The following is a 13429-nucleotide window of genomic DNA, read 5'->3' as shown; positions in this document are numbered from 1 at the left end:
CGAAGGTTCGGGCGTTGGTCGGGCCGCCTTTCAGCCGAACCCCTCGTGGGTTTGAAGCTTGAGTTGAACCGACCGCTTTTCCTCGGGAATGCCTTTCAGCCGAACCCCTCGTGGGTTTGAAGCGACGACTCGGGTGACGCCGCGCAGCTGCCGGCGTCTTTCAGCCGAACCCCTCGTGGGTTTGAAGCGAGGACATGTTGGTTCTGCCGACGATCCGAGCGCCCTTTCAGCCGAACCCCTCGTGGGTTTGAAGCAACTCAGACGAGGGTGTGTACGAGCCTCGCGGTGAGCTTTCAGCCGAACCCCTCGTGGGTTTGAAGCCAAGCGTGGGCCGACGCGGTCGGGGCCTCGGAGTCCTTTCAGCCGAACCCCTCGTGGGTTTGAAGCATCGACGCCGTCCAGCCGGTCGAGAACGACATCGACTTTCAGCCGAACCCCTCGTGGGTTTGAAGCTACTGAAGGGTTACTACTGAAGGTATCAACCCAGACTTTCAGCCGAACCCCTCGTGGGTTTGAAGCACTATCTAGGAATCGCTCTTCTCGACCGTCGCCTTTCAGCCGAACCCCTCGTGGGTTTGAAGCGGGCAGACGGCATGGTGTCGTCTAAGGCACTCGCCACTTTCAGCCGAACCCCTCGTGGGTTTGAAGCAGTAACACAACAGTACAGCAACGCACCGCACAGCAACTTTCAGCCGAACCCCTCGTGGGTTTGAAGCGAGCCGTACTTCTACGTTCCGGCTGATGAGACGGACTTTCAGCCGAACCCCTCGTGGGTTTGAAGCGGGCAGACGGCATGGTGTCGTCTAAGGCACTCGCCACCTTTCAGCCGAACCCCTCGTGGGTTTGAAGCGATCTCAGTTACAGCAACGTCAAACTGGTCGACACCCTTTCAGCCGAACCCCTCGTGGGTTTGAAGCGGCCAAGGGGCCGAAGTGGCGTCGACGGCGTTCCGCTTTCAGCCGAACCCCTCGTGGGTTTGAAGCTGTCCCCCTTTCCGTCCTCGATTATCAACATATGCTTTCAGCCGAACCCCTCGTGGGTTTGAAGCAGTCACTCTGTTCAGCGACGGGATCAACACACGCGCTTTCAGCCGAACCCCTCGTGGGTTTGAAGCGCCAAGCTAAAAGACCTAGAACGCGGGGTACAGGCCCTTTCAGCCGAACCCCTCGTGGGTTTGAAGCCAGCTCGGCGAGACGATGGTCGAGAACAGTGACGGCGCTTTCAGCCGAACCCCTCGTGGGTTTGAAGCTTCCGCGTTCGTCGGATCTGCCGAGTTGTTGATCGTCTTTCAGCCGAACCCCTCGTGGGTTTGAAGCATTCTGTATTCAGCAATTTCACCGTCCAAATTCCTCCTTTCAGCCGAACCCCTCGTGGGTTTGAAGCTTCACCAACCCCGACGTCCAGCAGGATCGTGCACAAGCTTTCAGCCGAACCCCTCGTGGGTTTGAAGCTGTTGTTTTTGGCACTTACCCAGCTAACCGCTAAACTTTCAGCCGAACCCCTCGTGGGTTTGAAGCGAGCGTGCGTTCGAGACTTCGTTTAAGGTTCCACAGCTTTCAGCCGAACCCCTCGTGGGTTTGAAGCTACTACGTGCCAGTTCCGCAACCTCGTCCTCGGTCTTTCAGCCGAACCCCTCGTGGGTTTGAAGCATCCCAATTAGTCTTAGTTCGAGCAGAGAGAACGCTCTTTCAGCCGAACCCCTCGTGGGTTTGAAGCAGGTGCGGATCGGCTCGGCAGGCCAAGACTCGACCTTTCAGCCGAACCCCTCGTGGGTTTGAAGCGAATGGAACCACGAGGTTGCTCGCGAGTTGACTGACCTTTCAGCCGAACCCCTCGTGGGTTTGAAGCACTGATACCCAAATGCAAAACCTGATAGCTCAGTGCTTTCAGCCGAACCCCTCGTGGGTTTGAAGCGACGAACTGCGGGATCTCGCCACCGAGGCCGATACTTTCAGCCGAACCCCTCGTGGGTTTGAAGCGACGAAAACGGGAACGTCGATGGGTCGATCCGCGACTTTCAGCCGAACCCCTCGTGGGTTTGAAGCTGGGTGATCGCGCCGTTCCACGAGATCGGGCGATCCTTTCAGCCGAACCCCTCGTGGGTTTGAAGCAGCCTGTCTGCCCGGCAATCACGAAAACGCCCCCTCTTTCAGCCGAACCCCTCGTGGGTTTGAAGCCTTGACGAGTCGTATAATGTGGGCGATATCGCAGTCTTTCAGCCGAACCCCTCGTGGGTTTGAAGCACATCAAGATGTGCAACTCGGAACACACTGGGCAACCTTTCAGCCGAACCCCTCGTGGGTTTGAAGCCGGAACCGACCCGGATCCGCCTCCACGACGTCGACCTTTCAGCCGAACCCCTCGTGGGTTTGAAGCTTCCGGAACCCCTCGCCGATCACGATCCCCGTCCTTTCAGCCGAACCCCTCGTGGGTTTGAAGCTTTTCGACGTTCTCGCGGCGGACGCGGAGGTGCGGGCTTTCAGCCGAACCCCTCGTGGGTTTGAAGCGTCTACCACGTCCTCGACGGAGTTCCTCGAGTTCGTCCTTTCAGCCGAACCCCTCGTGGGTTTGAAGCGAGTTCCCAGAGCTGTTTCCGCGAGACGAGGACGGCCTTTCAGCCGAACCCCTCGTGGGTTTGAAGCACGAGTGAGGATGGTCAGCAAACGACCACGACTGACTTTCAGCCGAACCCCTCGTGGGTTTGAAGCCTCGCCCTTGCGGGAGAATGCCTCAATCACGAGGCGCTTTCAGCCGAACCCCTCGTGGGTTTGAAGCACAATCGGCCGAGTGCTGATCGACGTCGCGCCCGGCCTTTCAGCCGAACCCCTCGTGGGTTTGAAGCGTCGACATCCCGCTGCAGTCACACCTCGATTCGTCCTTTCAGCCGAACCCCTCGTGGGTTTGAAGCTGGTTGTTCATCGGCGCGTTGCCCATTCCGACGACCTTTCAGCCGAACCCCTCGTGGGTTTGAAGCATTTAAGTCGGTTTGACGACACTCTCAGCGAAATCACTTTCAGCCGAACCCCTCGTGGGTTTGAAGCCGGCTCCGAGTGCGATCGCCAAAACGAGCATTGGTACTTTCAGCCGAACCCCTCGTGGGTTTGAAGCCAATGATTCCGAGATCGTCGGCGCTGGGGATCGAGCTTTCAGCCGAACCCCTCGTGGGTTTGAAGCGGTCTCTCTCGCCGTCCTCGTCGTCTTGGGCTGACTTTCAGCCGAACCCCTCGTGGGTTTGAAGCACGTCCGAGCCGTTGGTCCCGTTGACGGTGACCTCCTTTCAGCCGAACCCCTCGTGGGTTTGAAGCCACGGAACGGCAACGATCGAGATCCGGAACGGACTCTTTCAGCCGAACCCCTCGTGGGTTTGAAGCAGAATCCGTTTCGCCGGAGTGACTTGAGTTCGCCACTTTCAGCCGAACCCCTCGTGGGTTTGAAGCGAAAAACTCCGACGTCGACTCATCCTCGCGTTTGACTTTCAGCCGAACCCCTCGTGGGTTTGAAGCTCGGCTTGCAGCTGCTCGACCGCCGAGGGACCGGCTTTCAGCCGAACCCCTCGTGGGTTTGAAGCTGTTCACTGTGGCAGGACGACGGCGAGAACTTCTTCTTTCAGCCGAACCCCTCGTGGGTTTGAAGCGACGACAGCGGCGACGCCCAACCCAAGCGGTTGGCTTTCAGCCGAACCCCTCGTGGGTTTGAAGCCGCCGGAGGCGATTTTCGGATGATCGACGCCTACGCTTTCAGCCGAACCCCTCGTGGGTTTGAAGCAATGAGTTATAATCCTCTATAACAACCTATAAGTACTTTCAGCCGAACCCCTCGTGGGTTTGAAGCAGGTTCGCCCGTCCCGTCTGAATGGCGGTAGACGCTTTCAGCCGAACCCCTCGTGGGTTTGAAGCAGTATCACTCACGATTTTGTCCGTATCAACGTTAATCTTTCAGCCGAACCCCTCGTGGGTTTGAAGCGGCGGGCAGTTCGCCCTCCCATTCGTCGGCCAGTTCTTTCAGCCGAACCCCTCGTGGGTTTGAAGCGTCCCGTCGGACTCGTCGGGCAACCCGAAGACTCGCTTTCAGCCGAACCCCTCGTGGGTTTGAAGCGACGACCGCTGGATCGTCGAGGACAACTACGCGAACCTTTCAGCCGAACCCCTCGTGGGTTTGAAGCAGTATCAACCACGCCGAGCCCGGCGCGGAGATCGCCTTTCAGCCGAACCCCTCGTGGGTTTGAAGCGATCGCGATCTCCCATTCAACCCGCTTCCCAAGGACGCTTTCAGCCGAACCCCTCGTGGGTTTGAAGCTGGTGGGATTCGGTCGTCCGGCCGGGGCTGTTGGAGCCTTTCAGCCGAACCCCTCGTGGGTTTGAAGCTCACTCGTGGTGATGGGTCTGTATGCCCTGTCAAGACTTTCAGCCGAACCCCTCGTGGGTTTGAAGCACGCTGTAGGCCCCCACAGAATACGTCTCAGTGAACGCTTTCAGCCGAACCCCTCGTGGGTTTGAAGCATCAAGTACGACCTCAAGGAAGACGCCATCGAGAACTTTCAGCCGAACCCCTCGTGGGTTTGAAGCTGGGCTCGTCGGTCGCTGCGCCGCCGTCAGTGGCCGCCTTTCAGCCGAACCCCTCGTGGGTTTGAAGCACCCGGCTTCGTGACAACGTCCGCACGATCGGCCTGTCTTTCAGCCGAACCCCTCGTGGGTTTGAAGCTCCCACAAGGCCCGTCAGCAGCAAGCGATGACGGACGCTTTCAGCCGAACCCCTCGTGGGTTTGAAGCTGGCCCGACGACATCGCGATGCTCATCAACCCCGACTTTCAGCCGAACCCCTCGTGGGTTTGAAGCCTCGACGACTCACAATTCTCATCGCTCCCCGATGAGCTTTCAGCCGAACCCCTCGTGGGTTTGAAGCATCGAGACCGAGAGTGGCGACCGAATCCACAACCACCTTTCAGCCGAACCCCTCGTGGGTTTGAAGCTCGTCGCGTAACCGACGCCATTGCCTGCCGCCCGCCCTTTCAGCCGAACCCCTCGTGGGTTTGAAGCCTCGACCTTCAGCGGACGTTCTTCGAACAGGATAGGCTTTCAGCCGAACCCCTCGTGGGTTTGAAGCGTGGTAGTTGGTGATGGCTTTGAGGACGGATCCATGCTTTCAGCCGAACCCCTCGTGGGTTTGAAGCAATCGTATTCTCACCGGGATACAGCGGTTCGCCCGGCTTTCAGCCGAACCCCTCGTGGGTTTGAAGCCTACGGCAGGTTATCGGTCGGCCAAAAGAGCGCGTGCTTTCAGCCGAACCCCTCGTGGGTTTGAAGCAGTATGGTTTGGCAACCAGCGACCAGACGGCAGTACTTTCAGCCGAACCCCTCGTGGGTTTGAAGCGGCCCCTCTTTTGGGCTAATAGGCTCCTCGCTGGTGCTTTCAGCCGAACCCCTCGTGGGTTTGAAGCTCTTTCAGTGATTTCATGGTTTCAGCACCGTAGGAAGGCTTTCAGCCGAACCCCTCGTGGGTTTGAAGCTATGACCCGACTCGTTCCAGCCGCCGCGCTCGTCTTTCAGCCGAACCCCTCGTGGGTTTGAAGCGAATAACGGTCCGTGTGTGTGGGGTGGGGGTGTGCTTTCAGCCGAACCCCTCGTGGGTTTGAAGCGAGCAACTAACGGATCGTTGGCCCATAAGTTTTTCTTTCAGCCGAACCCCTCGTGGGTTTGAAGCGGGCTCGTTGCTTTCGCGGGTGTGGCGACCCTACTCTTTCAGCCGAACCCCTCGTGGGTTTGAAGCGAGTCTCCCGACCACGTGCCGGTCGAGATCGAGCTCTTTCAGCCGAACCCCTCGTGGGTTTGAAGCGCCCAGCCCTCGCGGCGAGGGTGGCGAAGGCGACGACTTTCAGCCGAACCCCTCGTGGGTTTGAAGCGACTACACCTGTGATCGTTGCGATCACGAAGGAGACTTTCAGCCGAACCCCTCGTGGGTTTGAAGCCGAACGAGCGTCGACGATGTCCTCGGTGGCGGCTTCTTTCAGCCGAACCCCTCGTGGGTTTGAAGCTTCGCCGTGTCGGTGATCGAGAACGCCCTCACGTCGCCTTTCAGCCGAACCCCTCGTGGGTTTGAAGCTGACGACGAAAAGTAGAGCGGAGCGGGCTTACCGACTTTCAGCCGAACCCCTCGTGGGTTTGAAGCTGAACAGGCAGCGGATCGGAGCCGAATCAGTTAATCCTTTCAGCCGAACCCCTCGTGGGTTTGAAGCAGATCTACGCTGGTGACGACCGATGAAGAGATACCACTTTCAGCCGAACCCCTCGTGGGTTTGAAGCGAGAATCGAAGTGCTTTCGATTATCCCCGAACAGGTCTTTCAGCCGAACCCCTCGTGGGTTTGAAGCCTATCGGCGTCTCTGTAACGTCCTCGGGCGTCACCTGCTTTCAGCCGAACCCCTCGTGGGTTTGAAGCAGGCTGTTATCGTCGCTGCCGACGTAGACCGTCCCCTTTCAGCCGAACCCCTCGTGGGTTTGAAGCCACACGCTGATTCATACCTCTCTAGTCATTTCTCTCCTTTCAGCCGAACCCCTCGTGGGTTTGAAGCGGCCGTCGCGCCTTCTTTGAGGCGGTGGTTCGATGACTTTCAGCCGAACCCCTCGTGGGTTTGAAGCCATTTCAGTCTCCGACGAACTGGCCGATGAGCTCCACTTTCAGCCGAACCCCTCGTGGGTTTGAAGCGACGACCTCCTTGTCGAGCCCGAAGGAAAACAGCGACTTTCAGCCGAACCCCTCGTGGGTTTGAAGCAGCACTGCGCCGCGCTCGATCGGGTAGTCGCAGTCTTTCAGCCGAACCCCTCGTGGGTTTGAAGCAAATGCAGGTTCATTCAGAAAATCAGTACTTCACAAAGCCGCTTAGTTAGAACGTCTGCTTGCTGAAGGTGTGTCTAAAACCAAACAAGCAGACGGTGAGATCCACGAGGACCAGCTTCTTAACTTTCTCGTCAACCGCCTTGACGAGGAAGTTTCGCTCTCGTTAGCCAATAACGCTGAAATCACTGCTGAAGACATCTATGAGGTCCTCGTCGGCGCTTGCGCCGACGGGACCTCTGTCTCTACGCTCTGTGCGTCGAGCCAGAACTCACCCGCTGGGAACACGGTCCTCTACCATCTTCGGACGAAGTTCGAGCCGGAACGGCTCGAACGAGTCGCTAACACGCTCCTGCGAAAGGATCTCGATGAATTGCTCCCCGAACAGGTGGAGGTCTGCGCAGACCTCCACCTGCGGCCCTACTACGGTGACGAAGACGACACAGACGGCCTCTATCACTCGGTAGCGAAGCGTGGAACCACTGCGTTCCACGCCTATGCCACACTCTACGCGCGTGTGAAGAACAAACGCTACACGCTGGCGGTACGCCGTCTCAAAGACGGCGATACCGCAAGTAGTGTCCTCGCTGAGTTCTTCGGTGTCCTCGACGGCCTTGACGCCGGGGTCAAGGCCGTCTACCTTGATCGCGGATTCTACGACAGTAAGTGTCTCACGCTGCTTCAGGCGCACAATTACGCGTACGTGATCCCGATCATCCGGTGGGGTGAGGCGATTCAGCAAGAGCTCTCGGAAGGATGGAGTCGCGTCATTCAGCATGATCTGACGGGGAAACTCGACGGTCACAGCTGGACCGTCGATTTTCCCGTCTACATCGACTGTACGTACCTAAATGGGAAGTATGACGAGAACGGTGTGGCGCGTCACGGCTACGCCGCTGACGCGCCGTTCATCGACTCACCACGGGACGCTCGATACCACTACTCGAAACGCTTCGGTATCGAGTCAAGCTATCGCTTGTTTGAGCAAGCGATAGCGACAACGACAACACGAGATCCAACGGTACGGCTGCTGTACGTGGTGGTGAGTCTCCTCTTACAGAACGTCTGGCGGTACCTTCACTACGAGTATGTGGCGACGCCCCGCCGAGGCGGGCGTCGCCTCTGGTGGTGGCCGTACAAGGAGTTCGTCAATATGATTCGACGAGCTGCGTGGACGGCCCTCGCGGTGCGTCGGGCCGTCCCCGCGAATCGGCCACCTGACGACCGATTCCACCGCTAACCACCGACCGAGCAAGCCAGCGGAGTGAGTGGCGACGCTGTCGCGTCGGCGGCTGACCGCCGCCGACAGCGACAGCTCTCCGTCGATCCGTCCGTAATTCTCTCGTCGAGACCGTCAGTACAACCGCTTCGACACAGAACTCAGGCCGCAGAAACAGCTAGCCGAGGATGCTTTGTGAGGTACTGAGGTTCCGTTCTATCAGCCAGTAATGGAACGAGATGTGGAGCCCCGCCGTAACGGCCATCGGTACGAGGTCGCGTCGGTAAACGACGAGGTGCTCGGTTCCCGTCAAGGTTTCCCGGCATCGGAGGCCGGCTAGACGCTCGATAGCGTGCTCGATATTGCGGGGCCGGATCTGATGGACGAGGTGGCAGCCTCGATCAAGGACCACATCCGGACACACTAAGAACGCCCTACCAACCAAGCTGTCCGGAAGGACGCACGAAAGATCGTCTCGAAGGCCGGGTATCCACCCGACGACTACCTCAACGCGGCGTAGGTCTGGGAGGAGCCACGCACCGAATCAGAGGTAGTCGCCGGAGGTCCGGATCTCACGCTCCTTCGCCCCTCTCTTTCTTTGATTTGATATCTTATACTGAAAATATATCTGTCCGGTGTCTGATACTCAAATAATGTATCGGTTCACCCCGGACGAAATCGATCACGAGCGAGCCCACCACCAAGCGGTCATTCAGGGGGCCGACGACCTGGATGTCAAGCGGATCGGTAACCTCGGCGAGCTCGCGTTTGAGCAGTTCTGTCGCGAGTACCTTCCCGTCGAGATGTGGGAGTGGGAAAACGAGGAAGCGATCCGGCGATGTAATCCCGAGAGCTTCTCCGGGCATGACTTCGAGGTGTTCGGCTACACGGTCGATGTGAAGTCCTCACGGGACGTCTCTGCCTTTCTTCCCGAGTCCTTGGTCGAGCGGGACCCCGACGACGACATCGTGGTGATGGTCTGGCACCGGGACAACGAGGACAGTCTGATGCTGCTCGGATGGGAGCGCCTCGAGACGCTAAAGTCGAAGGTAGAAACGGAGGCGGCCTTCTCCGGGGACTCTCCGGAGAAACTCGACCACCTCGCGGCCCGACCGATGAACGAGCTGCTTGATCTCGGGCCCAATACCGCCCACATGAATCAGAAGCCGGAGAATCCGTTCTCACCGGGGGATCGAGTGGTGAAAGCCGGCGACTCAGAGCCGTCGGTTGGGATCGTCATCGAGGTACTGCCCCCGGAGCAGAACACCGGAGCGTTTGGGCACGAAATGGACGGGGAAGCGGTGCGGGTCGCGTTCCCGAGTTCGCTCGACGAAGGACCGGGTGCGTGGCGCGACTATCACCCCGCGATCCTCGCGTCGTATTGTGACGACCAAGACATCAAGCTCTGGACGTACAAACACGAGAATCTCGCCTTCGCAGAGAATCCATATGTGATGGGTGACAAGGTAATCAAAACCAGCCACAACGATCCGAACGTAGCCGTCGTGGTCGAAGGCTCCGAGAAGCGCAGCGATAACAACGTGACAGTCGCATTCTTGGGTGATTTCGAGGCGGAGGACATCTCGTCGGGAAAGCTTGCGAAGCACTGTGAGGAGAATGGGGTCAAGTGCTACACGTACGAGTATTCGGAGCTAGATCTCTCAACACAAGACTGATCCAACCGCTGTAACATACTGGTTGCTCTGGCGAAAGGATTTTTATCCAGCCGTGAAAACTTCGATCTTGAATGAGAGTATCGACGGCAAAAGAGGAACTGCTTGATAGGGGGTTACAGATCGATCACGAGCAGTTTGAACAGCTCTGTAAAATGGTGATCGAGCGGGCAGAGCCAACTCGTGAACTCGAGCTAACACCGTTCCGTGGCGATGGTGGTATCGATATTCACGCGGTCATCGATCGAGAACTGTTCCACGCACGGCTCGGCGTACAAGCAAAACAATACACTACCGGTAACACCGTCGGCGCCCGTACCCTCCGCGGATTTAAAGGTGCACTCTCAGAACAACAGTATCATATCGGAACGGTGATCACGACATCCTCGTTCACGTCCGGAGCAGAGACAAGCGCAAACCAAGATTTCATCCGGCTGATCGACGGTGACCGGCTCACGGACATCATGATCGAGAGCAGTATCGGCGTCGTTACAGACGACGAATCGTACGAACTGGATCCCACGTTCTGGAGTGCGTTCGAGAAGCCGGAGCGAACCGACTCAATCCCGCCGCTAGAGGTCCCACAAGCGGACAATTTTGACGTAATACGCACTGTCATCCGAGCGGTTGGAACGGGTTCTGACATCAACCCCGATATCGCAGAATACGTTCGGAGACAGACGGATACAGACACGTTCGATCCGCGGCAAGCGGATTATTACGGTATTGCCGCGTGGCTTCTTCAGTTTCTTCACAAAGACCAGGAGATCGAAATCGACAACCATACGATCCGTCATTGGGGGCTCACTCGGCTCGGTGAGGAATACCTCACGTACCTCGATCGTGGCAATCGAGAATCCGCGGATAGCCTCCTCACACAGCAGATCCGTGATGTCGAGATCATCTCCCGTGTATACACTCAACTAGAAGAAGACGGTACTCTCTCCCGACGTGATATTACGGAGATCCTCGCAGCCGAAACAGATCTCTCGGATTCAACCACTCGTCGACGTGCCCGAACCGTTGGACAGTGGCTTGTCCGCCTCCCTGAAATCACGACGAGCGGTCGAGGATCCGAGCAACAATACGTTCTAGCCTCAACGCCACGTTGAGCGATCTTCGACAGTTCATTCAGTAAAGTCGGAGAGAGTCTTTCGCCGCTGCTCATCTGCCGGAACGTTCGTAATGAGTACTTCCGAGACCTCCCCCCGACTACCGGCATCGCTATTTATTGCACGAGTGGCGTCTACGTATCTGATCGAGAACACATCGTGGCCTTCGTATAATTCCGTGACCGGCGGCGAATTAGAGAGAATCACGGAAACATCCATTTCCGTGAGTTCTATCACGACATCACGAAGTCGGCGTTGGTCCTCTCGGTCAAATCCGCCCGCCTGATATGAATTGAAATCCGCGGTTTTCGACACCGGTTCGTACGGGGGATCAAAATACACAAGATCGCCACTAGAGGCCTCATCGACGACGTAGCTGAAATCCGTATTGAACACTGCCGTGTCTTGGAGAACGCGTGATGCCTTCCGAATTCGCTGTTCTTGTATCCAATCTGGATTCGAATACCGTCCGAAAGAGACGTTGAATTCGCCATTACTGTTCTCCCGATACAATCCGTTGAAACATGTCCGATTCAAATATAAAAGTAAGCTCGCCTCGCGGACTCGCTCGTCCTGTGTTGGAGTCGACTGTGTAAGGAGCGTATTGAACTCCGAGCGAGCGTTATAGTAGTATTCTTCCGTATGCTCGTGTGTCTTGTTCTCGGCAATAAGGGCGTCCGGTTGGTCTCGAACGATCTCATAAAAAGTAGTTAACCGCGTGTTCAGATCGTTGATCGTTCCATTATCAGGATCCTGATCAAAAAAGACAGCACCACCTCCCACGAACGGTTCGTGATACGCCTCATATGTGGTCGGAAACAGCGCCGTGATTTCTGAGAGAAGCTGGCGCTTCCCACCCGCCCATTTTAAGATCGGCTCCACCATTCAATGTAGATATCCTCGGTATTAGCAAAAAGCTGTCTCGTTAGAGTAGCAGTCTATCTCGGTACTTGATCAACCTTGTTGAGATGGCGCTTGGGAGTTAGTTACCCGCAACACCACCTTGTTCTCGGAGAATCTTTGCAACATCCCCGAGACGCTCCGATTCCTTCGGGAGGTTCTCGAGCGCCGTATCAAGGTCGACCGCCAGCGAATACTGGTTTTCGTCTCCACGACCCCGACCCTGCCGCTTATTGAGCACGTTCGTATCGGCGAGATCGTTGAGCCGGTCACGGAATCGCCGGTTCGAGAGGACGTTCACGTCCACGTACTCACAGAAGGTCTTGTACTGGGTGTAGATGGGCGTCGTCGTCACAGGTGTGTCGCCGTGTATCCCGTGATACGTGACCGCCATGAGCGCGAGCATTCGCTGGTTCGGGAGCGTCTGAATCCCCGACTCGATGGCCTTTGTCTCAAGGAAATTCCGTGCTTCACGCACGTGCTCCTCTGTGACGGTGCTCTCTCCCCTATCGTCGGCAAACCGGGTCGCACGGAACAGCAGGCGGATCGCCTCACGAGCGTCTCCCGTATCCTGTGCACCTAACGCCGCGGCAAGCGGGATCGTGTCGTCACTCAGAATCTCGCTTCGGAGATACTGATAGTCCTCGATATTGTCCTCGAAATACGTGTCACGGAGGGCACCGACGGCACGTCGTGCGAGGATGTTGCGAAGCTGATCAGCATCGTACGGCTCGAAGCGGACCTCGTCTTCGCCGAGGCTTGACCGGACATCGGCGTCGAGGTTCTCGCGGAACTGGAGATCGTTCGTGATCCCGATGAGCGAGAGACGGACACCGTCCGGATTCGACCGCGGGAGTTCGTAGAGGATGTAGTCGTCGTCACCGATGGCGTCGATCTCGTCGAGGACAACGATGACCGTCCCGCCGATCTTCTCCAGATTCTCGATCACCATGTTGAGGAGAGTCTTCCGCTGGTGACCGCTCGGGAGCTCCTCACCGGGTCCAAATCGCTTCTCACGGAGTCTCTTGACGAGGTGTGTCAGGACGTGGTAGGAGCCGTCCATGCCCTTACAACGAATGTGAACCACAGTGAGGTCCATCTCGGAGCCATCGGCGTACTCCTGAAGTTGGTCGGTCTTGAGACGGATTCCGACTGTCTTCCCTTGACCAGATTGACCGTATACGATCAAGTTGAGCGGCGTCGAGCCCATCGTCGCTGGACGGAGGGCAGAGTGGATCTGATCGAGTTCGACCTCGCGCTCCGGCAGCGACTCGGGCTGGTACGTCTGCTCGTTGGGGTTGAGGACGTCCATGTCCTCGAAGATCGTGTCCTCGTCACCGAACGCCTTCATACGCTTCCGTTTTCATGTGTTGTATATAAAACCCCCATGTCCTACATGTCTTCCGGTCTAGTAGACGGGGTAGTGTCTAGAATGTCGATGTTGGTTCCCCTGTGATTCTACTGTGCCTCGGGTAGAAGACAGGGACAGAGGGGGGTGCGTCCAGCAAATCATTGAGATACTAGACGGTAAGTTGAATCCCGTAACAACGAGATACAGACGATCCTAGGGCTGTCTCCGCAGGGGAACAGTGATCAAATTCACCGCCTTCAGATCAATCTCCCCTGGGGTAGGGGGGATGCGTCCGGCAACGAGTCGCAATGAACCGCACTCTAGGAGTACACGCCTCACGGCGT

Annotated in this window: 5 protein-coding genes and 1 CRISPR repeat array (1 of these 6 cut by a window edge); of the genes, 3 read left to right on the top strand and 2 right to left on the bottom strand. The window is 57.3% G+C overall.

All coding sequences use genetic code 11. From position 1 onward, the window contains the following. Positions 1-6833: a CRISPR direct-repeat array (repeat unit 31 nt; unit sequence CTTTCAGCCGAACCCCTCGTGGGTTTGAAGC); it reaches 1896 nt to the left of the window's first position. Between the two features lie 70 nt (positions 6834-6903). The 3 genes from HLAC_RS16190 to HLAC_RS16175 all read left to right on the top strand — a co-directional run bounded on the left by HLAC_RS16190 (position 6904) and on the right by HLAC_RS16175 (position 10834). Further along, the gene (locus HLAC_RS16190) at positions 6904-8070 is read left to right on the top strand and encodes an ISH3-like element ISHla1 family transposase (RefSeq protein ID WP_009486633.1); all 1167 of its coding nucleotides are present in this window, start codon (positions 6904-6906) and stop codon (positions 8068-8070) included. A gap of 632 nt (positions 8071-8702) precedes the next feature. Further along, positions 8703-9725 (top strand): DUF7961 domain-containing protein, encoded by a 1023-nt coding sequence (locus HLAC_RS16180; RefSeq protein WP_012660059.1) that lies wholly within the window; start codon positions 8703-8705, stop codon positions 9723-9725. 71 nt (positions 9726-9796) lie between these two features. Next, positions 9797-10834, top strand: a complete 1038-nt coding sequence (locus HLAC_RS16175; RefSeq protein ID WP_049933913.1) for a restriction endonuclease — start codon at positions 9797-9799, stop codon at positions 10832-10834. Between the two features lie 15 nt (positions 10835-10849). Here the strand turns inward: HLAC_RS16175 and HLAC_RS16170 are convergent, their stop codons facing one another. Both HLAC_RS16170 and HLAC_RS16165 read right to left on the bottom strand, forming a co-directional pair. Then, on the bottom strand, positions 10850-11719 hold the full coding sequence (locus tag HLAC_RS16170) for a DNA adenine methylase (protein WP_012660058.1): 870 nt from the start codon (positions 11717-11719) through the stop codon (positions 10850-10852). A gap of 97 nt (positions 11720-11816) precedes the next feature. Next, the gene (locus tag HLAC_RS16165) at positions 11817-13085 is read right to left on the bottom strand and encodes a Cdc6/Cdc18 family protein (RefSeq protein ID WP_012660057.1); all 1269 of its coding nucleotides are present in this window, start codon (positions 13083-13085) and stop codon (positions 11817-11819) included. Positions 13086-13429: the final 344 nt, after the last annotated feature.

Origin of the sequence: Halorubrum lacusprofundi ATCC 49239 (genome assembly GCF_000022205.1) — an archaeon.
Taxonomy (GTDB): Archaea; Halobacteriota; Halobacteria; order Halobacteriales; family Haloferacaceae; genus Halorubrum; species Halorubrum lacusprofundi.
Note: the sequence above shows the minus strand (reverse complement) of the source record. Positions and strands in the feature narration are given on the sequence as shown.